General features: G+C 48.4%; 21 protein-coding genes and 1 riboswitch. Of the genes, 1 reads left to right on the top strand and 20 read right to left on the bottom strand.

What is annotated here, in order from left to right:
• Window positions 1-53 precede the first annotated feature (53 nt).
• From ribH to ispD, 17 genes are all read right to left on the bottom strand, one after another.
• Window positions 54-521 (bottom strand): 6,7-dimethyl-8-ribityllumazine synthase, encoded by a 468-nt coding sequence (ribH, locus tag P9B68_RS04620; protein WP_135656853.1) that lies wholly within the window; start codon window positions 519-521, stop codon window positions 54-56.
• Between the two features lie 22 nt (window positions 522-543).
• Complete coding sequence (locus P9B68_RS04625) at window positions 544-1,749, bottom strand: bifunctional 3,4-dihydroxy-2-butanone-4-phosphate synthase/GTP cyclohydrolase II (RefSeq protein WP_277668524.1); 1,206 nt, start codon at window positions 1,747-1,749, stop codon at window positions 544-546.
• A gap of 13 nt (window positions 1,750-1,762) precedes the next feature.
• Window positions 1,763-2,401: a riboflavin synthase gene (locus P9B68_RS04630; RefSeq protein ID WP_135656848.1), complete on the bottom strand. Its 639-nt coding sequence runs from the start codon at window positions 2,399-2,401 to the stop codon at window positions 1,763-1,765.
• Complete coding sequence (ribD, locus tag P9B68_RS04635; protein ID WP_135656846.1) at window positions 2,386-3,507, bottom strand: bifunctional diaminohydroxyphosphoribosylaminopyrimidine deaminase/5-amino-6-(5-phosphoribosylamino)uracil reductase RibD; 1,122 nt, start codon at window positions 3,505-3,507, stop codon at window positions 2,386-2,388. The genes P9B68_RS04630 and ribD overlap by 16 nt, the downstream gene beginning before the upstream one ends.
• Window positions 3,508-3,608: 101 nt before the next feature.
• Window positions 3,609-3,722, bottom strand: a riboswitch (FMN riboswitch).
• A 114-nt stretch (window positions 3,723-3,836) separates the two neighbouring features.
• Window positions 3,837-4,805 (bottom strand): 6-phosphofructokinase, encoded by a 969-nt coding sequence (gene pfkA, locus P9B68_RS04640; RefSeq protein WP_135656844.1) that lies wholly within the window; start codon window positions 4,803-4,805, stop codon window positions 3,837-3,839.
• Window positions 4,806-4,907: 102 nt separating this feature from the next.
• Window positions 4,908-8,396 (bottom strand): DNA polymerase III subunit alpha, encoded by a 3,489-nt coding sequence (locus tag P9B68_RS04645; protein ID WP_277668525.1) that lies wholly within the window; start codon window positions 8,394-8,396, stop codon window positions 4,908-4,910.
• A gap of 20 nt (window positions 8,397-8,416) precedes the next feature.
• Entirely contained in the window at window positions 8,417-9,334 is a 918-nt protein-coding gene (gene whiA / locus P9B68_RS04650) for a DNA-binding protein WhiA (RefSeq protein WP_135656839.1), read from the bottom strand.
• Between the two features lie 20 nt (window positions 9,335-9,354).
• Window positions 9,355-10,215, bottom strand: a complete 861-nt coding sequence (rapZ, locus tag P9B68_RS04655; protein WP_135656837.1) for an RNase adapter RapZ — start codon at window positions 10,213-10,215, stop codon at window positions 9,355-9,357.
• A 12-nt stretch (window positions 10,216-10,227) separates the two neighbouring features.
• Window positions 10,228-11,139 carry a UDP-N-acetylmuramate dehydrogenase gene (gene murB, locus P9B68_RS04660; protein WP_135656835.1) on the bottom strand — a complete coding sequence of 304 codons (912 nt, stop codon included), beginning with the start codon at window positions 11,137-11,139 and terminating at the stop codon, window positions 10,228-10,230.
• Window positions 11,136-11,897: a phosphatase gene (locus P9B68_RS04665; protein ID WP_135656833.1), complete on the bottom strand. Its 762-nt coding sequence runs from the start codon at window positions 11,895-11,897 to the stop codon at window positions 11,136-11,138. The genes murB and P9B68_RS04665 overlap by 4 nt, the downstream gene beginning before the upstream one ends.
• Window positions 11,898-11,983: 86 nt before the next feature.
• Window positions 11,984-12,949 carry an HPr(Ser) kinase/phosphatase gene (gene hprK, locus P9B68_RS04670; protein ID WP_135656830.1) on the bottom strand — a complete coding sequence of 322 codons (966 nt, stop codon included), beginning with the start codon at window positions 12,947-12,949 and terminating at the stop codon, window positions 11,984-11,986.
• A 152-nt stretch (window positions 12,950-13,101) separates the two neighbouring features.
• Entirely contained in the window at window positions 13,102-14,382 is a 1,281-nt protein-coding gene (locus tag P9B68_RS04675; protein ID WP_277668526.1) for a CdaR family protein, read from the bottom strand.
• On the bottom strand, window positions 14,379-15,263 hold the full coding sequence (gene cdaA / locus P9B68_RS04680; protein WP_135656825.1) for a diadenylate cyclase CdaA: 885 nt from the start codon (window positions 15,261-15,263) through the stop codon (window positions 14,379-14,381). Before cdaA ends, P9B68_RS04675 begins: the two co-directional genes overlap by 4 nt.
• A gap of 85 nt (window positions 15,264-15,348) precedes the next feature.
• The gene (locus P9B68_RS04685) at window positions 15,349-16,485 is read right to left on the bottom strand and encodes an aminotransferase class V-fold PLP-dependent enzyme (protein WP_277668527.1); all 1,137 of its coding nucleotides are present in this window, start codon (window positions 16,483-16,485) and stop codon (window positions 15,349-15,351) included.
• Window positions 16,482-16,712, bottom strand: coding sequence for a DUF3343 domain-containing protein (locus P9B68_RS04690; RefSeq protein ID WP_243112896.1), 231 nt, complete (start codon window positions 16,710-16,712; stop codon window positions 16,482-16,484). Before P9B68_RS04690 ends, P9B68_RS04685 begins: the two co-directional genes overlap by 4 nt.
• A gap of 40 nt (window positions 16,713-16,752) precedes the next feature.
• Window positions 16,753-17,244, bottom strand: coding sequence for a 2-C-methyl-D-erythritol 2,4-cyclodiphosphate synthase (gene ispF / locus P9B68_RS04695; RefSeq protein WP_135656821.1), 492 nt, complete (start codon window positions 17,242-17,244; stop codon window positions 16,753-16,755).
• Window positions 17,241-17,948 (bottom strand): 2-C-methyl-D-erythritol 4-phosphate cytidylyltransferase, encoded by a 708-nt coding sequence (gene ispD / locus P9B68_RS04700; RefSeq protein WP_135656818.1) that lies wholly within the window; start codon window positions 17,946-17,948, stop codon window positions 17,241-17,243. Before ispD ends, ispF begins: the two co-directional genes overlap by 4 nt.
• Before the next feature lie 193 nt (window positions 17,949-18,141).
• On the opposite strand from ispD, the gene P9B68_RS04705 reads away from it, so the two are divergent.
• Complete coding sequence (locus tag P9B68_RS04705; RefSeq protein ID WP_135656816.1) at window positions 18,142-18,621, top strand: acyl-CoA thioesterase; 480 nt, start codon at window positions 18,142-18,144, stop codon at window positions 18,619-18,621.
• Window positions 18,622-18,663: 42 nt separating this feature from the next.
• Here P9B68_RS04705 and spo0A read toward each other — a convergent pair whose 3' ends face one another.
• From spo0A to P9B68_RS04720, 3 genes are all read right to left on the bottom strand, one after another.
• Window positions 18,664-19,446 (bottom strand): sporulation transcription factor Spo0A, encoded by a 783-nt coding sequence (gene spo0A / locus P9B68_RS04710; protein WP_135656813.1) that lies wholly within the window; start codon window positions 19,444-19,446, stop codon window positions 18,664-18,666.
• A gap of 124 nt (window positions 19,447-19,570) precedes the next feature.
• Window positions 19,571-20,803 (bottom strand): SpoIVB peptidase, encoded by a 1,233-nt coding sequence (gene spoIVB, locus P9B68_RS04715; RefSeq protein ID WP_243112895.1) that lies wholly within the window; start codon window positions 20,801-20,803, stop codon window positions 19,571-19,573.
• A gap of 216 nt (window positions 20,804-21,019) precedes the next feature.
• The gene (locus P9B68_RS04720; protein WP_135656811.1) at window positions 21,020-22,216 is read right to left on the bottom strand and encodes an ABC transporter substrate-binding protein; all 1,197 of its coding nucleotides are present in this window, start codon (window positions 22,214-22,216) and stop codon (window positions 21,020-21,022) included.
• Window position 22,217 lies beyond the last annotated feature (1 nt).

Raw genomic sequence — 22,217 nt, forward strand, 5'->3', positions numbered from 1 at the left:
AGCGGATGCTGTGCTTAGAAAAAGGCTTTATACTGTTATATTTTATATATTTCCTAATTTGAAAGTTTCCTGAGCAGATTTGCCATTTCAATGGTGGTAAGCGCCGCGTCGCTGCCCTTATTTCCGGACTTTGTACCGGCGCGTTCAATGGCCTGTTCAATGTTATCCGTCGTTAAAACGCCGAAAGCGACCGGCGTTTCCGTTTCCAGCGAAACGCTGGCGATTCCTTTGGAAACCTCATTGCTTACATAATCAAAATGCGGCGTTGAACCGCGGATAACCGCGCCAAGGCAGATAACCGCGTCATATTTCCCGGATTTTGCCATTTTCTTTGCGGCAAGCGGGATTTCAAATGCGCCCGGAACCCAGGCGACTTCGATTTCTTCTTCCTTCGCGCCGTGGCGTTTCAAAGTGTCCAGCGCGCCGCTCAAAAGGCGGCTTGAAATAAACTCATTAAACCGGGAAACGACGATCCCGAATTTCAGTTTTTCCGCAACCAGTTGTCCTTCCATTACTCTCATGTGAACTCGCTCCTTTTCATGCTTAAGATGGGATATGGGAAAACAAATGCCCCATTTTTTCCTCTTTTGTTTTCAGGTAGAAGGCATCTTCTTTACAGGGAGCAATCTCGATCGGAACTCTTTCAATAATTTCCACTCCAAATCCGTCCAGCCCGTAAATCTTGCTTGGGTTATTCGTCAACAGGCGAATTTTTCGAGCGCCTAAGTCCTGCAGGATCTGGGCGCCGATCCAGTATTCCCGCAAATCGGGCGCAAAACCCAATTCCAGATTAGCTTCTACGGTATCGCGGCCTTTTTCCTGCAATTCGTATGCCTTCAGTTTATTGATAAGCCCGATTCCGCGCCCCTCCTGGCTCATGTAAAGAAGAATCCCGCGCCCTTCTTTTTCAATTTGGCGCATCGCCGCCGCAAGCTGCTGCCCGCAGTCACAGCGCAGGGAACCGAACACATCCCCTGTCAGGCATTCCGAATGCACCCTGCACAAAAGATTCTCGCCGTCGCCGATATCCCCCTTTACCAGGGCAACATGATGCTCTTCGGTTAAGTCATTGACATAACCATGAATCTGAAAGTCGCCATAAGCGGTGGGCAATTTGGCGCTGGCCATATGGACAACATGCTTGTCATGGCGCCTGCAATAATCTTGCAGATCATGAATAGTGATGAAAACGAGCCCATGCTGTCGCGCAAATTCCCAAAGCTGGAGCGTACGCATCATATGCCCGTCCTCCGCCATTACTTCACAGCAGAGCCCGCATTCCCTCAGCCCCGCCAGCCGCATAAGGTCAACGGTCGCTTCCGTATGGCCGCCGCGCACCAGAACGCCGCCCCGCCTAGCAACAAGCGGAAACATATGCCCCGGCCGGCGGAAATCCTCGGGTTTGGCGCCAAGCTCGACACATTTCAGCGCCGTCAGCGACCGTTCCGCGGCGGAAATGCCGGTTGTAGTATCCACATGGTCAATGGAAACCGTAAAGGCGGTGGTATGATTGTCTGTATTTTCCGCAACCATCTGCGCAAGCCCCAATTTATGGCCCAACTTACTATCCATTGGCATGCAAATCAGCCCTTTTGCATATGTTGCCATAAAATTCACGTTTTCACAGGTTGCATATTGCGCCGCACAAATCAGGTCGCCTTCGTTCTCCCGGTTTTTGTCGTCCGCGACAAGAATAATTTTTCCTGCGCGCAAAGCATCCAGCGCTTCCGGAATCGTATTGTAGTTCATTACGAAAACCTCCTTAAAATCCATGCTGCTGTAAAAATTCTATGGTGATCCCGGCGAATTGGGAATTTTCCCTCAGCAGCTTTTCGGTGTATTTGGCAATCAGGTCGCATTCCAGATTCACAGTGTCTCCGGGTTTCCTTTGGAGCAGCGTCGTTTCCTGCTGTGTATGAGGAATGACGCAAATCCGAAACAGCCGGTCGCCCGCCCGGGCCACCGTAAGGCTTACACCGTCCACCGCGATGGAGCCCTTTTCTACAACATACTTTAAAATATTTTCCGGCGCCACTATGTCGATTGATACCGCGTTGTCTTCCCGCTTCACAGACCGGACCACGCCGGTTCCGTCGACATGGCCGCTTACAATATGTCCGCCCAGCCGATCCCCCAGCCGCATGGCGCGTTCCAGGTTGACCCGTACGCCCGGTAAAAAGCTCTTCTCATTTGTCCGGCGCAACGTTTCCGCCATAGCATCCACGGTGAACCGATGCGCATCGAAGGATATTACCGTAAGGCATACGCCGTTGACCGCGATGCTGTCCCCTATGCGCAAGCCATGCAGCACTTTCTCTGCCCGAATGGTAATCTGCGCGGACTGAGCCGACTTGTTCAGCGCCTCAACAGTTCCCATTTCTTCAATCAATCCTGTGAACATGGCGCTTCCTCCCCGGTTCCAAGGTAACCTTCGATCATAATGCCGCGGCCAAAAAATTGCGTGCACAGATTTCGCAGGCGATATGCATCTTTTAAGGAAGCAACCCCTCTACCGCCAACCGCTGTTTTCGCGGTATCCCCGCCGATTAGAATTGGTCCGATAAAAAAATTCACTTTGTCGACAATTCCCTGGCGAAGCGCGGATTCGTTCAACGTGCTTCCGCCCTCCAGCAGAACACTATCCAGGCCTTCCTCTCCCAGCTTTTTCATCAGAAAAGCCAAATCCACCCCGTTTCCCGTTTGGGGCATGCAGATAACCTTTGCGCCCATTCGCTCCAGCTCCCTTATTTTCTTATCCTGTGCTTTTTCCGTTACGGCGACAATTGCAGGCGCGTCCGAATCCACATTCAACACCTTTGCGGAGAGCGGGATTCTTGCGCTGCTGTCCACAATGACTCTTACCGCATCTTTTCCCTTTTTATCGGGAAGGCGTGTGGTAAGCTGCGGGTCGTCGGATAGAACGGTTCCGATTCCCGTCATTACGCAGGCCACCCGGTGCCGAAGCAAATGCACCTGTCTGCGTGCGCATTCCCCTGTAATCCATTGGGAATCGCCAGTTCGGGTTGCAATCTTTCCATCCAGCGACATCGCTGCTTTCAGAATGCAGAAAGGCTTTCCGGTTGTTATGTATTTAAAAAAGATTTCATTCAACTTCCGGCTCTCTTTTTCCAGCACGCCCGTAATAACCTCCACCCCATTTTCCCGAAGCATGGCAATCCCCCTGCCGGATACCAGCGGATTCGGATCCTCCGCCGCGACGATTACCCGCTTAATGCCTTTTTCCAGAATCGTCTGCGCACAGGGAGGCGTTTTCCCGTAATGGGAGCAGGGCTCCAAAGTAACATACAGATCCGCTCCGCTTACCTCTTCCGTGGCGTGCAGGATAGCATTTATTTCCGCGTGGTTTGCCCCGTAAGCTTCATGGTATCCCTCGCCGATGATCCGGTCGTCCCGAACAAGGACCGCACCGACAAGCGGATTCGGGTTTGTGTAGCCTGCGCCCCGCTTTGCAAGGCGCAGCGCCCTGTGCATATATTTGATATCCATTCTTTCCTCCTTTCTCGGCATAAAGAAAGCCCTGAGAATAAATTCTCAGGGCGAATCATGCAAGAAAAACAGCCTGGCAAACTGCCAATGCTTTTCGCGCTTTCAATCTTCTTCCATCCAGACTGTACTGTCGGCCTCGGAGTTTCACCGAATCTGCCTTACGGCTCGCGGGCTTTACCGCCGGTAGGGAATTTCACCCTGCCCTGAAGATTTATTCTTTTTATTTTATTTGTTAACAAAATAACACAATTGAAGGAAAATGTCAATAGTTAATGAAAACTCAAAATAAAAAAGGAGCCCCAGAAAAGGGACCCCTTTATTATATAGAATTATATGGAAACCCGATGAGCGATATCATAAAGCTGCTTGTCAAATGTGCGGGTCATATTCAGAGCCTCGTTAAGATCAACGTCCGTAATCTTACCATCGTGCATAACGACAACGCGGTTGCCCTTTCCGCGGTAAAGCAGATCTGCCGCATAGTATCCCATTACCGTGCCGACAACACGATCCCTCAGCGTCGGCGAACCACCGCGCTGCACATGTCCAAGGACGGTCGCCCTGGTCTCGATACCGGTTTTGGCTTCTATATCTTTTGCTAGCTTGTCTACACCGCCTACGCCCTCGGCAACGACAATAATGAAATGCTTTTTGCCGGTTTTCTGCGTAAACATCATACGGTCGATGATATCCCTTTGGAAGTCAAAGGGAACTTCCGGTACCAAAATGCTCGTGGCGCCTACGGCAATTCCGGTCTGCAAGGCCAGGTCACCGCAGCGTCTGCCCATAACCTCCACAACACTACAGCGGTCGTGGGATTCGGTTGTATCACGCAGACGGTCAACCATTTCCACAGCCGTGTTCATAGCGGTGTCGAAGCCGATTGTATATTCTGTTGAGGCAATATCGTTATCAATGGTTCCCGGAACGCACACGCAGGGAATCCCCGCTTTGGTTAAGTCCCTTGCCCCGCGGAAAGAACCGTCCCCGCCGATGACGACAACCCCCTCAATGCCCATGTCGCGGCAATTATCCGCAGCTTCCTTTACGCCCTCCGGCGTATTAAACTCCGGGCTGCGTGCGGTAAACAGCGCTGTGCCGCCGTCATTGATAATATCAGAAACACTACGCAGATTCATTTCAAACACATCACGATTCAAAAGGCCGTTGTATCCTCTGCGGACTCCCATTACCCGCATACCGGATGAAATCCCCGTCCTCGTAACGGCGCGTACGGCTGCGTTCATTCCGGGTGCGTCGCCGCCACTCGTCAAAACAGCAATCGTTTTCGTATTCATACTTGTACCCCCTAATTTTGCTTTACTCTCACCATAGATTATAGTCTATTCTGTCGTACGGAATCAACCGCAAAATATGGATAAAAGTATCACCTATATGGATTATTGTTGCATTTGTTCAATATAAGCCACATTCTTGTCTCCCAAAAGTTTTTTTAATTCTCGAATCAATATATCATTCACGCTTACAAACATTGACAAGGGGGCGCGCATAAGCTTTTTGGAATCAACAAAATAGATATAAAGCGGCGTGCTACCGTCAAAAATTGCCAAATATTTCTTTGCCCGGTTATACTGTTCGGAATTTTCGCCGGGCACCTTAATATACAGCCCTGGGCGCGCGGATTTTCCGGACCGGGCGGCTTTCTTTTTCCCGGCGGGCGGCGGGGCGGGACCAACCGATTCGCAAATCAATTTTGCATCCTCGTCCTCGCGCATACTGATCCTGCCAAAAATCTTTACAATTTTCCCCTCGGCGATCCATTCCGCGAACTGCGAAAGGACTTTCGGGAAAACGAACACTTCCATCGACCCGTACATATCCTCTATTGTGACAAAGGCCATGGTACTGTTGTTTTTTGTAACCTTCATTTTCACACCGACAATAATCCCCAGAAGCGTAACGGTGTCACCGTCGTGAAAACGGCCGCCCTGCTCCCTTGCATCATCCAGAATTTCTCCGATCCGGACCGCATGAATTGTATCATAGGTATAAATATATTCTGCCATTGGATGGCCGGAAAGATACATACCGGCGGATTCTTTTTCCATAGCCAACTTGTCCGAAAGGCTATAATCTGGCATCGGCGCAATGGCATATTCGTGCTCATCGTTTTTTACGCTGTCGAAAAAGCCCATCTGCCCGTCCACATTGCGCTTTTTATCATCATCAAGATAATCCATAATGTTGGAAACGTTCGTAAGCATTTGCCTGCGGTTTGCCCCAAGGCCGTCCAGCGCGCCGCACTTAATCAGGTTCTCTAGGGAACGGCGGTTCAAATCGCCGTACATGCGTTTACAAAAGCCGTAAAAACTGGTAAACGGACCGTTTGCTTCGCGTTCATGCAGAAGGTTCAAAATGAACCCGCGCCCAAGATTGCGTATCGCCAACAGGCCGAACCGGATGTCCTTACCGGAAACGGTAAAACCAATGCAGCTCTGGTTCACATGTGGGGGAAGAACGCAGATTCCAAGGCGCATGCATTCGGCAATATAGGCCGAAAGCTTATTGTTGTTGTCCAAAACGCTGGTCAGAAGGGCGGCCATATATTCATGCGGATAATAGCATTTGAGCCACGCCGTCTGGTAGCTTAACAATGCATAGGCCGCGGCATGCGATTTGTTAAAGGCATAGGAAGCAAAGCTTGCCATTTCGCCGTAAATCGCTTTAGCCGTCGCTTCGTCCACGCCGCGGTGGATACAGCCTTCCACCTCCACTTCGCCCTTTTCGTTCTTCAGGCCGTATATAAAGATCTGCTTTTCACGCTCCATTACGTCGGCTTTTTTCTTGCTCATTGCCCGGCGCACAATGTCTGCACGACCGAGCGAATAGCCGGCGAGCGTTCGGAAAATCTGCATAACCTGCTCCTGATACACAATACAGCCGTACGTAACGTCAAGAATGTTCTTTAAAAGCGGGTGACGGTATGTGATTTTTTCCGGATGATGGCGGTTTTCAATATAGCGCGGGATGTATTCCATTGGGCCGGGGCGATACAGCGAATTAACCGCGATCAGGTCTTCAATAAATTCCGGCTTCAGCTGCATCAGCACGCTGCGCATGCCGCTGGACTCGAACTGGAATATGCCGTCCGTTGCACCGGCTGCCAGCATTGCGTATACTTTTTTATCGTCCAGCGGTATATTCTCAATTTGAAATTCCGGCTGTTTTTTCCGGATCATATTCTGCGCGTCGCGGATTACAGAGAGGTTGCGAAGCCCGAGAAAATCCATTTTCAAAAGGCCCAGCTCTTCCAGCGTCGTCATAGTGTACTGGGTAACGACGGCATCGTTGTTTTTCGCAAGCGGCACGTACTCGGCAACGGGCTTGTCCGTAATGACTACGCCGGCGGCATGGGTGGAAGCGTTCCGGGGCATTCCCTCCAGCTTGAGCGCCATATCAATCAGTTCATGAATCTGCGGGTCGGTATCGTAGCGCAGTTTCAGCTCCGTGGAAGAATTCAGCGCTTTTTGAAGCGTCATGTTCGGTTCCATCGGAACCAGCTTTGCAACGCTGTCCACCGTAGCATAGGGAATCGCCATTGCCCGGCCGGTGTCACGAATGGAACCGCGCGCCGCCATGGTGCCGAAGGTGACAATCTGCGCCACATGATCGGCACCGTATTTCTCGACAACATAGTCGATCATTTCGGGGCGGCGCTCATCGGAAAAATCGATATCGAAATCAGGCATGCTGACGCGCTCCGGGTTTAAAAACCGTTCGAACAGCAGGTTGTATTTCAAGGGATCGATTCCTGTAATCCCGATGCAGTAGGCGGCAAGGCTTCCCGCGCCGGAGCCCCTTCCCGGTCCGACAGGAATTCCGACTTCTTTCGCGTGGCGCACAAAGTCATGCACAATCAGATAATAATTCACATACCCCATCTGTTCAATCGTTTTCAGCTCATATTCCAGACGGTCAATAATGGATTGATCCGGATTTTTGCCGTAGTGCTTGTATAAGCCTTCGTAACATTTTTCACGGAAATAGGCTGTGTTATCCTGCCCGTTCGGCGTATCAAAATGCGGAAGCTTCGTGTGGCCAAACTCGAATTCCACATTGCAGCGTTCCGCGATCTTTACTGTATTATCGGCCGCCTCCGGATGGTTGGGAAACAGCGCGCGCATTTCTCCTTCCGTTTTGTAATAAAACTGGTCGCTTCCGAATTCCATCGTATCATCGTCATTGATCGTATGGTTTGTCTGAATACATAAAAGAATGCGGTGCATGCTGTTGTCTTCCGGCTTAATATAATGGCAGTCATTGGTAACCACCAGGGGAATTCCCGTTTCTTCGGACAGGCGGATAATAGACGGGTTAATCCGCTTCTGCTCTCGGATTCCATGATCCTGTAGTTCCAAATAGAAATGATCCTCGCCGAAAATATCACGATAACGCAGGGCGGCTTCCTTTGCACCGTTGTAATCCCCCGCGGTAAGCGCACGGGGAATTTCACCGGCCAGGCAGGCGGATAAAGCAATAAGCCCCTCATGATATTTTTCTAGCAGTTCAAAATCGACGCGGGGCTTGCTGTAAAACCCCTCCGTCCATGCCTTGGAGACCATAGCAATCAGGTTCTGATAACCGGTATTATTTTCACAGAGCAGAACAAGATGTCGGTGTTCCGAATCCAGCTCATGTACCTTATCAAAGCGTGACCGCTGCGCAACGTAAACCTCGCAGCCGATAATCGGCTTGATACCCCGCTTTTTCGCGGCTTTATAAAAATCTACGGTGCCGTACATTACACCGTGGTCCGTAATCGCAATCGCTGTGTCGCCCCTGTCCGCAGCGGTATCGATTAACTCTTTGATACGGCAGGCGCCGTCTAACAGGCTATACTCCGTATGCAGGTGCAAATGTACAAACATGGTATCTCCCTCTCTGTTCTTTATAGACTCCGCGCTATGTCAACAATGCGTTGGAGCCGGTGGTTCGCCCCGGAACGGCTCAGCGGTTCGGACAACGCCCCGCCGAGCTCACGCAGGGACATCTCGGGATTGCGGTAACGCAGGTCGGCAATTTCCCTCAGTTCTTCCGGCAAAGCGTCCAGCCCCGTTGTCTTAATGATTTTTTCAATCGCAATAATCTGCGCGGCAGCGGCAGAGGCTGTTTTATCAATATTGGCCGTTTCAAAATTGGTTTTCCGGTTTACATTGTTTCGGACTTCCTTCAGCATTTTGGTCTGCATCAAGGCCATCGCCGCATTGCCCGCCCCCATGTACGTCAACAGATCCGCAACGCGCTCGCCGCCTTTTACATAAACAACAAAAGAACCCTTGCGGTTCAAAAGGCCAGGCTGCAAATCCAGCTCGTAAATCCCGCTGATAAAAGCGGACAGATCCCTTGCCAAATTCATAAAGGGGACCGTAAATTCAAGGCGATAATCCTTGTTGGGATCGGTTACGGTGCCGCAGGACAGGAAAGCGCCGCGCAGAAAAGCGCTGGCACAGCAGTCCTCTTCCATATTCGAATGGTTAATCCGCAGATTGATTTCCTTTTGATTATGCCCGAAAAAAGCAAGAACGGCACTACACTGTTCGCTGCCGTTTACGGTAACCGTAAAGGAGTTTTTCCGCTCCTTTCTGCGCAGCATAGAGGCGGAAATATCAACAATAACCCCGATGGTTTCAGCGGTAAGCTGTGCCGCAAGGTGCGCGGCGGCCCCGCTTTCCGTCGTAAGTGTGATGACATGGGCCGAAAATGCCCGCGCAAATAAAAGCAAACCGTAGCACTCCGCCTTTCGGCAGCAGGAGCCCTGCGGTATTTCTTTACATAATTCGATTTTCGTATCGGATGAAAATGACATTCCAACCTTCTCCCCGGTACTTATTGTTTATGGATATCCCGATGATTCACGCTGGTGCGCATATCCTGTTCCAGCAGATGATTGTACAGAAGCTGCGCCAAAGCCACCGAGCGGTGATGCCCGCCAGTACAGCCGATGGCAATAACCAGCTGGGATTTTCCCTCATTGCAGTACAGCGGAATCATATAATCAACCAGGCTTAATAAGCGGTCGATGAATCCCTGTGTCTGCTCCCATTTCATCACATAGCTGCGGACAGGCTCGTCCAGCCCCGTCAAATTCCGCAGTTCTTCCACATAGAACGGGTTCGGAAGACAGCGCACATCAAACACCAAATCCGCCTCGGCGGGTATTCCATATTTAAACCCGAACGAAACACAGTGAATCATCAGCGCGTCGGATGAATCGCCTAAAAACAGGCTGGAAATGCGCTCCTTAAGCTGTGCGGGTGAAAGATGGGAAGTATCAATGATATAGTCCGCCCGTTCCCGCACCGGCTTTAAAACATCCCTTTCCAGTTTGACCGCCTGCTCCAGCGAACCAAGGCAGTTTTCCGCAAGCGGATGCTTGCGCCGCGTTTCCTTAAAACGGTTCATCAGCACATAATCATTCGCGTCTAAAAACAAAATCCGGTAATCCTTCTTTTCGCTTTTCAGCTCATCCAGCGTTTCAAACAGACTGGAAAACATATCTCCGCCGCGGATATCCGTAACGACCGCCACGCGGGAAAGCGAGCCTTTCGCCTGATTCGCAAGCTCATAAAATGCGGTAATTAACTTTGGCGGGATATTATCCACGCAATAAAAGCCAATATCCTCCAGCGCGTCAATCGCGCGGGATTTCCCCGCGCCGGATAGACCCGTTACAATCAAAAATTCCATAGTTCCTCCATATCAGCCGATCGTTTTAATTTCGCATTCCAGTTCCACATTCGTCTGCCGATACACGGTTTCCTTTATGATGTCAATCAGCTCTAGCACGTCGCGGCAGGTCGCACCACCCGTATTTACAATAAAACCAGCATGCTTCGTGCTTACCATGGCGCCCCCCACGCTCCTGCCCTTTAAACCGCAGTTTTCAATCAACGCCCCGGCAAAGTGGCCCTTTGGGCGCTTAAATACGCTTCCGGCGCTTGGCATTTCAAGGGGCTGTTTTGTTTTCCTGCGGGCAAGCAGTTCGTCCATGCGGGCCGCAATTTGATCCCGGTCGCCCCTTTTCAGCCGAATGGTAAGGGAGAGAATCGTGCAGCCATTGTCGGTATAAGCTGTGTGGCGATAGCCCATCTCCAACTTCGGACCGCTAAGCGAACCGATTTCCCCTGTTTTGGTAATATGCGTACAGGAAGTCAGCACGCTTTCCATTGCGCATTCATAGGCACCCGCATTCATAAACGCCGCGCCTCCGGCTGCGCCGGGAATCCCCCACGCAAATTCAAGCCCGGTAAGCGAATGTTCCCTTGCAAAAACGCAGAGCCCTGCCAGCGTTGCGCCCGCGCCACAGCGGATCGTGCAATCGTCGCCGGTAAATTGTATCTGGCTGAATTCTCCGGCCAGCGCAACCACTCCGCCGCGAATTCCATTGTCGCTGACAAGTATATTGGAGCCATTGCCGATAGGTAGCAACGGCACCTCAAGCTCATTGGCCGCCTTATACAGCTTTTGAATGGCCTCCCTGCTGTATATGGTAATAAACAGATCCGCCGGCCCCCCTATTTTGAAGGTGGTATGGCGGCTCATCGGTTCGTCGCGGCGGACTTTGCAGCCCAAGTCTTTCGCCGTGTTCGCTAACTGTTCCAGTCGATTCATTTTGCCCTCCATGATTTGGATTGAAAGACCGGATCGTTCTTTACTACGGAATACTCTTTTAAGTAAGCATGGAAGCGATCCACGCTTGCGTTTACCACAAGCTCTTCCGGAAAATCCAGTTCCTTCAATAATTCCAAGGAATGTTCAAAACATCCAACCGTTGCGGATATATGGGAATCCGAATTTAAAATGATTGGAACGCTGTGTTTTTTACATAGCTCCATGATTTTTTTGCAGTTCGGTATGGATTTCTTCCGACCTATAAAACTGCCTTCATTCAATTCCACCAGCTTCCCCGTACGCCCAAACTCGGGGATTACTGTTTCAAAATCATATTCATACTCTTTTGTGCCGCTGTGCCCAATCACATGAACCTGCGGGTTTTTCGTTATGTTCATCCATGCATTCGTAACCGCTTCTACAGTAGGGTTTTCGCAACGAAAGGCTTCTTCGTGAATGGATGCGACAATCCAATCCAGTTTCCCCACACAGTCCGGCTCAAGATCAATGTTGCCGTCCGTATCGATAATATTCGTTTCCTGCCCGCGCAGGACAAGAACACCTTCCATAAAACGCGGTATCACTTTCATATTTTCGAAATACCATTGTCCCGGCGCGCCCGGCATGCTGCGGCCATGATCGGTAATCGCGATCGCATACAGCTTTCTCTGCGCTGAGGCGTGTATCATTTCCTGTAATGTGCTGTACGCGTGTGTAGATGCAATCGTGTGTGTATGTGTATCTGCTATGATATTCATTCTTACTCCTTGTTCCTATTCCATACCTTAGTAATTTTCCAGTTGTTTCAGCAAAACAAATGCATTTAGGCAAACTGAAAAGCCCCTTAAAATTCCAGTTCCCTCTTTTTCTCCTGCTCCTGCAGAATCGACATATCCATGCCCAGATTCTGCATCAGCTCCTGCGCCGCATTATATCCCATTTTCTTCTGGCGGTTGTTCATGGCGGCAACTTCGATAATAATGGCAAGGTTCCTGCCCGGCTTAACCGGAATGGTAAGCACCGGCACTTTGATTCCAAGAATTTCCGTGTATTCGCTGTCGATGCCCATACGGTCGTAAACCTTTTGATTATCCCAAATCTCAAGGTTGATAACCATATCGATTTTCTCCGTCAGCTTAACGGCACCCATGCCGAAAATACGGCGCGCGTTAATAATGCCTATGCCGCGCAGCTCGATAAAATGACGGATGTTTTCTGGGGCCTGTCCTACAAGCGATTTCGCGGATACCCTGCGGATTTCTACTGCGTCGTCCGCGATCAGGCGGTGTCCGCGTTTAATTAGTTCAATCGCCGTTTCGCTTTTACCGACGCCGCTGTCGCCGACCAGCAGGATCCCTTCGCCGTAGACTTCAATCAGCACCCCGTGCCGTGTAATCCGGGGAGCCAGTTCCACGTTCATAAAAGATACCAGCGCGGCCACCAGGCTGGACGTTGTCTCCGGTGTGCCCAAAAGCGGTATTTTATTAGTTTTCACCGCATTTAAAAGTTCCGACATCGGCTTAATATTCCGGGCTACAATTGCCGCGGGCGGTTTTTTAGAGAAAATTTCATTTAATACTTCGGCACGCTCTTGCGAGGAAATGGATTTTAAAAACGAAGTTTCCGCATTGCCGAAAACAATAATCCGTCTTGTGTCGTAATAATCGTAAAAACGATTCAGTTCAAGCCCCGGCCTGTTTACATCCATAGAGGATATCAAAATATTTTCCGGGTCGCCGGGCATAAAAATCGTTTCCAATGCAAGCTCTTTTATTACTTTTGACAGAGGCACGGTAAATCCTGTATCCAAAAAAACACCTGCTTTCTGTTTTAATATATCTTCATTATATCTCAACCGGCATAAAGTTTAAAGTAAATTATCTATTAAAGGTAAAAATAATCCGGTTCAGAAAAGGAAGCATATCCGGCAAACCGGATATGCTTCCGAAAGACATCTGTATTCTAACTAACTGCTACTGCTCTTACGCTGATATTCGCCATATAACTCCCGTAAACCCAACAACTGGAAGAATTGCCCACGCTAATGCTGACCGGCATTTCCGTATGCCCGGTGAAATTTTCTTTTCCAGACATATCAATCTGTGCGGAAAGGCTGTTTTCAGTCAACTTCGTGATTTCGCTTTCCGGACCTACAACGGTAACCGTCAGGTTCTTAGTATAAACGCTTGCGGTCTTACCCGCCGCAAGATTTTTTATGGCAAAATTGCTGACAACCATTTTTCTTGTCGCCATGAAGCCTAAATTCAGCGAAACTTTGGCAACCGGGATGTTACTAAGGTTTTTACAGCTTGCCGGAAGGCTCACGTTAACGTCAAAGGTGCTGGTCGTCGGGCTTACTCCAGAAAAGTCGATCGGCGCCAAGGTGATCTCCGTTAAATTCGCAAGCACATCTTTCGGGCCGGCAACCTCAATGGACTGTGGGCTAATGGTTATCTGATCCGCAGAAAGCGACAAACCGGCCGGCTTATTTGTAAAGCTGGCGCTGAGCGGCAGAACAACTCTGGAAAGGACGGGTATCGTAACATCCACCTTATCTTGGCTCAGCTTAATTTTGTTGCTTACAATTTTGTTCCCGCTGGCGTCAGTCAAAACCAAATCGGTGGTAAAGCTTTTGGACTCCCGAAGGGTATCGTTAATTTGATACTGTACAGAAACTTTGCTAACGCGCGAAACTTCCTTTTCCGGTCCGGAAACGGTAACCGTATCGACGCTGAAGGTTGGAGTGCTGACAAAATAGGAAGGATCCGATTTGTAATCCGGCTTATACTTAATCTCATTTTCAATCGGGAGCGTCTTCTCCGCGTAACGGTCTACGCTGATATTCGCCTGACTCGGGGAGATGGAAACAACATCAAAATCCGACAGCGTTCCTTTTTTATTAACAGACAAATCAAATGTATAATTCCCCGGACTGGTAATGGTTGAGGCAAGCTGCGCGACAACCTCCAGATCAGACGCCTGTATCTGCTTTACGACCAGGCTGTTCCCCTTGATCGACACCGTCGCCGTCTGATTCACCGGACTGAAAACCTTCAAGCCATCTTCCTGTGCAGCATCCGAAAGCCGAATTATAATCGGCACGTCGGTAATCTGTCTTGGGAATTCCTCCGTATCGGTTAACGCCATAAAAATCCACAAGCCAATTGCCATGAGTACGGAAAAAAACATGACAAATTTATCGTTATAAAACAATCTTCCGATGCTAAATTTTTTGATCTTCATTTCTTTTTCGCCCTCCTTATGGAAGGGAGAAAGCTCTGTCGTTTTTCGCTCTGCTCGGTTTCGCTGGTAAGGACCAGGTTCTCGAGCCGGCTTTTCAGCGTTTCCCTGGTATAATTTCGCGTAAGCACGCCATTAACCGCAACGGAAATCTGCCCGGTTTCCTCGGAAACAATGACTACAACCGCATCGGAGTTTTCGCTCATGCCGATTCCGGCACGATGCCTTGTACCAAGTTCGATACTGACATTGTCGCTTTTTGTAAGCGGCAGAATACACCCGGCCGCATAAACCATCCCGTCGCGTAAAATCATGGCGCCGTCATGAAGCGGAGCCTTGTTGAAAAAGATATTGCAGATGATCGGAACGGAAGGAATCGCGTTTACGACCGTACCCGTATCGATAATGTCCCCCAGCTTCGTTTTCCTTTCAAAAATGATCAGCGCACCGGTCCTTTGCTTCTGTAAAACGGCTGCGGCATCCACAACCGCGTTCACACACTTCCGGTTCTGCTGAGCCAACACTTCATAATCGTCCTGCGGCATACCGAACATCCAGGGCTTATTCCCAATGCCGCTTCGGCCGATCTGCTCCAGCGCGCGCCGGATTTCCGGCTGGAAAACAACAAGCAACGCCATCACACTAAACTGGAAAAAGTAAGCAAGCAGGTTTCTCATCATATACAGCTTGAGAATATAGGATACGCCCCATACCGCCAAAAGCACAAGGATTCCCTTTACAAGCTGCTCTGCTCTTGTTTCGCGAACAAGTTTTATTCCACTATATATAATAAAGGAAACCAGAATTACGTCCAAAGCATCCGAAACCCGAAATTGTTTCGCAAGGCTGAAAAACGAATTCCAAATGTTTACGACTGCATCCATAACTTACTTCCTTCCGCGAGAATAAACACACCCTTTTTTATTTTAGCATATATCCTTTTATATGCAATCCCTTTATCCCGTATTTTCAGATTATTTTATGAACAGCCGCTACAAGGGCGTTCATTTCATTCATCGTGGTGAACGCGGAAGGGGAGACACGAACAGTACCCTGTTTCAGTGTTCCCATGGATTCGTGTGCAGCAGGCGAACAATGTAACCCCGCCCGTACCGCAATTCCGGCCGCGTTCAGTTTTTGCGAAACCGTTTCGCTTGGCAGATCATTTACGTTAAAAGATAAAACCGGTACAAAGTACGGCCAATCCGGTTCATCCGTATATAATTTTATATTTTTATTTTCAGACAGTTTTTTATAAAGATACTTTATAAGGGACATTTCGTGGCGGTAAATGTTTGGAATTCCCCTGCTTTTGACAAATTCTATTCCGGCAAGAAGCCCGGCAATTCCAGGCATGTTCTGCGTACCGCTTTCCATACGGTCCGGCATTGTCTGTGGCTGCTCCATGGAAGAAGAACTTGTTCCGGTGCCGCCTTCGATAATCGTTTCCAGATTCGAGCCGTTGGGCGTAACCAGCATACCGGTTCCCATTGGACCATAAAGGCCTTTATGGCCGGCTACGCAAAGATAGTCAAAGCCGCTTTCCGCCATATCAATCGGCAAAACGCCAGCCGACTGTGCGCAGTCCACGACAATTGGGATATTATATAGATGCCCAAGCGCGGCAATCCGTTCCACCGGGAGCCGGATTCCCCACACATTGGAAGCGTGCGTGCATACAATTAATTTCGTATTTTCGCGAATGGCATTTCGGAATGCGTTCAGCGTCGCATCGTTATTGCCCGGAAAAACCTTGGCTACGGTAAACATAACGCCGTTCTCCGAAAGCTTTTGCAATGGGCGCATAACTGCGTTGTGTTCAAGGCTGGATGTAACGACATGATCTCCCGGCTTTAAAAGTCCCTTTAAAACATAGTTCATTGCATGGGTGCAATTCAAGGTAAACGCAACGCACTCCGGGCCGGGTGCTTTAAAAAAATCGGCTGCCGCCGTACGGCAGCGGTAGATTTCCTCCGCTGCTGCAAGCGACATGGCATGGCCGGCCCTACCGGGGTTTGCACCGTATTTTTTTAGCGCAATTTGAACCGTATTCTGCACCGAAGCTGGTTTTGGATAAGTAGTGGCAGCATTATCAAGATAAATCATGATATACCGTCTCTTTCCGCACGTCCAAGAATTTTAATACCCATATCGGTTAGAATTTTTTCTGCTTCGTCGGTTCGTTCCGGAACATATATACTATAACCGCAGCCGCCAATTTCATTGCCGCGCGGTGTTCTTTCTACATATGACTTTATTCCGTGACTGAATAAAATGTCACGGCCCTTCATCGCATACGTAATTGAGTTGACCATAATCATAGGCTTGCCCATGGTTATCACCTCTCTGTTTTTATTACAGAGTATGCGATAGTCAAGCCTTTTGTCCGTCCCCTGCGGACATAATTATACAAACTGCGTGCGCGGCGATCCCTTCCCCGGCGCCGCTAAAGCCAAGTTCCTCCTCGGTGGTTGCCTTTACACTAATCTGATCAAAACCAATTTTGCAGGCCGCCGCCAAGTTTTTCCGCATTTTTTCAATATATGGTTTCAGCTTGGGAGCCTGTGCAATAATAGTAGCGTCTATATTTTCTATCTTATAGTTTTTTTCTTCGAGCAATCCGCACACCTTGGACAGCAACAACAGGCTGTCCGCATTTTTATAAGTGGGATCCGTGTCCGGAAAATGCCCGCCGATATCGCCAAGCGCCGCAGCACCGAGAAGCGCGTCGGAAATTGCATGAGCAAGCACATCCGCGTCCGAATGGCCCAGAAGCCCTTTTTCGAACGGAATGTCCACCCCGCCTAAAATGAGTTTCCGACCGGTTGCCAAGCGGTGAACATCATAGCCGTGCCCGATTCTCATTTTTCCGTCCTCCTGCATTTCACAATCGCTTCCGCGGTATAAATATCATCATTTGTTGTCAGCTTCAGATTTGTATATGTGCCCATACATAAATGAACCTTAACTCCGATCTTTTCCACCAGTTGGCAGTCATCCGTATAATCCGCTCCGACTTTGTTCGCCTGCTGCATGGCTTTCAGATAGAGTTCCCGCTCAAAAACCTGCGGGGTTTGAACCGCCCAGAGGGTGGAACGTTCCGGCGTTGAAATAACATAATTATCTTTTCCGGTAATTTTAATTGTATCCTTTACAGGTACTGCAAGCGCGGATGCGCCGCAACGGATCCCGTCTTTTATGGAAGCATCTATCTCTTCTGGGGTGATCAATGACCTTGCTCCGTCGTGGATTGCAAAAAAAGCGGCATCCACCGGGGCTGCCATTACACCGGCTTCAACCGACTTCTGCCGCGTTATACCGCCTTCTACAATGGAAATGACTTTTTTAATTCTATATTTTTCAATAAAATCCTTCATCTCCGGCATATCTTCCCGCCGGCATACAACAATAACGCTCTTAACCATTTCGGCCGCGTCAAACGCAAAAAGTGTATGAACAATCGCGGGCACACCGCAAAGGGGAATAAACTGCTTGGAAAACCCAAGTGCCATCCGCGTGGATTCGCCGGCGGCAACAATGATTGCACAGCAGTTGGAATCTTTTCCCATATTGCCGTCCCTTTCCTTATTTTAAACTGAATCCTTTTTATTATAATATTTTACACACTTCTACGCAATTATAAAATTATCATTCTCTAAAAATTCAAATTACGTTAACAATTCATGGATGAAAAAAAGATTGTATTCTAGTCGACATTAGTATATTATTGGTAGTACAAATATTAAAGGAAATGGTGATGATATGAACGAACTACCGGCTAAACATGTTAAAGACTCCGAAGTGGAACAGGTTCACTCTATTTTCTACAATCATCTGAACGGTCAGGGTCGCGTATTCGGCGGACAACTCGCCGCTTGGATTGATATTGTTGCCGGAGCAGTTGCACGCAGGCACTGTAATCGCAACGTTACGACCGCGGAAATTGATTCGCTCCAATTTAAGAGCCCCGTATATGCAAACTGTCTGGTTATTCTCCACGGAAAAATCACTTATGTGGGGACAACCTCTATGGAAGTGCGCGTAGACAGCTTTTCCGAGGACCTAACCGGAACGCGGAAGCTTGTAAATACCGCCTATCTTGTACTCGTAGCTTTGGATGAAAATGAAAAGCCTGTTCCGGTTCCAAGACTGATTTTAGACAATTTCCAGGAAGAAGCGGAATGGCACGCCGCCGAAAAACGCCGGAAATTAAGACAGCAGCGGCGTTTGGAGGCTTATTAAAAAACACAGCCTGCATCGTACGATGCAGGCTGGTTTTTTGTTTTAACTTGCGCTCTTCATGTGAAGCCTCAACCGGTCTGAAATCATTGCGATAAACTCGCTGTTGGTCGGCTTGCCGCGCGTGTTGTGAATTGTATAGCCGAAATAGGAATTCAGGATATCGACATCGCCGCGATCCCAGGCAACTTCGATTGCGTGCCGGATTGCGCGCTCAACGCGTGATGCCGTTGTGTCGTACTGTTTTGCGACGCTGGGGTAAAGCTGCTTTGTAACAGCATTAATAATATCCGGGGTTTCAATTGCCATAATGATGGAATCGCGTAAATAATGATAACCTTTGATATGGGCGGGAACTCCAATCTGGTGAAGGATCTCTGTTACCTGAATTTCCAGGGACGGTTCGGATGCTGTCGGGGTTTGGGGCTTATTTTGCGCTTTCGGAGTTAAACCCGACATGGAACATAACTGAATAATCCGATCGCACAAATCAGTTGCATTAAATGGGTAAATTGCAAAATAAGAAGCACCTGACATCATAACTTCTCTTTCCAAGGCAGGGCTGGTAAAGTTGGAAATAATAATAAACATTGGCACGCATTCGGGAATCTTCGTTTGAACTGCTTTCATTACACCGATGCCATCCAAACGCGGCATAAACAAATCAGATAACACCACATCCGGACGAATCGACTCGATTTTTTCCAGCAGCTTCATACCATCCTTCTGCGTATAGATTATTTCCATACCCGATTGTTCAAAAACTCGACCGTAATCACGGATAAATTCAGCACTATCATTGGCAATAAGAAGTTTTATATGCTTCATCTTCTGGTGCCTCCCTCAACTAGTTTTTTTATTACTGCTATATTACCATATATTGGAAAAAATGGCAATAGGTTGTAAAAATATTTTTCTATTAAGGGGGAATTATAGCAATGAAGCTCTATTTTTAAGACGCTTTTAAAGAATTTGACGCGGAAACCTTCTGGGAAACTTCCAGCATATTCTCAGCAAATATGCCGTATCCACGCGTCGGATCGTTTACGAAAACGTGCGTAACAGCCCCGGCAATCTTGCCGTTCTGGATAATCGGGCTACCGCTCATTCCCTGAACGATACCGCCCGTTGTGTTCAAAAGCCTTTCATCCGTAACATGAAGCACCATGTTTTTGCTGTGCAGATTTTCACGGTAATCAATTTTTTCGATCACAGCATTAAAATACTGCGGCTTGCCGCCATCTATTGTAGAGAGAATTTGAACGGGTCCTGTCGTAATTTCCTGCTTCATGGCAACCTCCATCGCTTCCCCTTTTGGAACCGTGCGAAGCTTGCCGTAAACACCGGCGGAAACATTGGCGTCCAGGGTTCCCATTGCAGTATCCGTGGTAAAATATCCGCGGAGTTCGCCGGGATTTCCCTTTTCGCCCTTCGTAATTCCGCTGATGGTAACTGGAACAATATCCCCATTTAAAAGCGGCATCAGTTCATTCGTATCCGTGTCACAAACGCCGTGTCCTAAACCGGCAAAGCATTTTGTAACAGGATTGTAAAACGTTAGCGTTCCAATTCCCGCCGTACTGTCCCGAACCCAGATTCCCGCTTTATAGCCGGAATCGATTTCGGATTTCACCGGCTTTACGGTCACATTAAAGCAGTTATTGTCTCTTTGGACCGTAAAAGTCAGATTTTTTCCCTGGCTTTTCGACACGGTTTCAATAAGCTCGGCATTCGTATTAACCTTTTTTCCATCAACACAAGTTACAACATCACCGACCTTCAGCCCCGCAATTGCCGCGGGGTTTACCGTTCCTTCTGCGGTTTTAATGTCGGCTACCCCGACAATGACAACACCGTTTGTGAACAGTTTAATGCCAAACGGCGTGCCGCAGGGAATGAGGAGGGTCTCTTTTACAACGTCTACATTTACCGTTTTAAGTGGGATTACATGATAGAGCATTAATTTTGCTTTATAGCTTTTATTTGGCGTGGAACAAATCCCAGCCGATATATCCGCTCCGTTTTCCGTTACTGCCGTAATCGCATCCGAACCCCATTGTAACGAGCTTCCCGCGGTTACGCGGTAAGAATCCGGAGTGAAATAGCTGGCCATTCCAATGCTTACCGAATATAAAATCATCAGCACCAAAGAGCATGCGGTTAAACCTTTTAGAAAATTTTTCAAATTTTCACCTCCTTGCGCCGCATTATTAATCTGCCACCGGACGGTGAAAATATTATGACAATTATCTATTTTATTGGATTTTTATGGAAAATTTGGTTCCAACCCCGCATTCTTAGGCCCGGAATGGCTGCATTTACATGACAAGGCATAAAATCACAAAAACCGCAGCATTTTCCGCTGCGGTTTTTCTTATAAAATATATTAAATTAAAAAATCTTATTGCAATTCCCGCTTTGCCTTAACTTTTTTATAAACGACGATTCCTATATAAAGAAGCAGAAATCCGCAGAGAACCGCTACCAAGGTGGCCGATTGACCAGGCCCGCCCATCTTCACCTCAGCCCAAAGGGTGTCGAGCAATAAATTGGTATCCTCCGGAAGGTTCACGAAAGTTTCGGAATTCTTCATAATGTTCTCATCCGGATAAAAGATCGGATTTTCCACCATTTCTTTCGGCATTAGCTCTTTAGCAGCCGATTCCGGTGTGGAGTAGCCGATGTATTCCATATTCGCGGCGGCAATCTCCGGATCGCACAGGAAATTGATATATGCCTCCGCTTCCTTTTTATGTTGCGATCCGGCCGGAATGCAGATGGCGTCTACAAAAAAGTTCGTGCCTTCCTTTGTAGGAATGGCAAAGCCGATATCGGGATTATCCTTGACAAGGGTTGCGGCGTCGCCCGCGTAATAGGGTGCCAGCCATGCGTCCCCGCTGGACATTTTATCAAAAATCTGGTCCATAACGTAGGCCTGTACAAGGGGCTTCTGCTCTTTCAGCAGCTTTGCCGCGTTCTCCCATTCTTCCGGATTCGTGCTGTTAAAAGAATACCCGAGGCGTTTCTGTGCAATGCCAAACGTATCGCGAGGGTTATCAAACATCAAAATTTTGCCCGCATATTTTTTATCCCACAGAATTTTCCAGCTATCGACCGGTTCCTTTACATATTTTTTATTGTAAAAGATGCCAACCACTCCCCATGTGTACGGGACGGAATATTCATTCGTTTTATCGTACTGCGGGTTACGGAACCGTTTATCAATATATTTAAAATTCGGGATATTCTTGAAATCAAGTTTTTCTACCATGTGTTCCTGAATCAGTTTGGAAACCATATAGTCCGACGGGATGATAATGTCGTAATTTGCCCCGCCGTTCGCAAGCTTAGAATAGAGGGATTCATTGGAGTCATACGTCGTGTAATTCACTCCAATACCAGTTCTTCTGGTAAATTCCTTATTGACATCGATGGTATCGTCCACTCCGTTTGAGATATATTCCCCCCAATTGTAGACATTAATGGTTACCCCGGTCTTCGGCGCAACTTTTCCGGACGTTTCCGCCGCTGCCGAAGGGCTGATTGCGCCGGTAACAAAAATCACAGCGGCCGCAAGAGCCGCAATTGTTTTTTTCAAT

It is taken from the genome of Caproiciproducens galactitolivorans (assembly GCF_029266045.1).
Lineage (GTDB): Bacteria > Bacillota > Clostridia > Oscillospirales > Acutalibacteraceae > Caproiciproducens > Caproiciproducens galactitolivorans.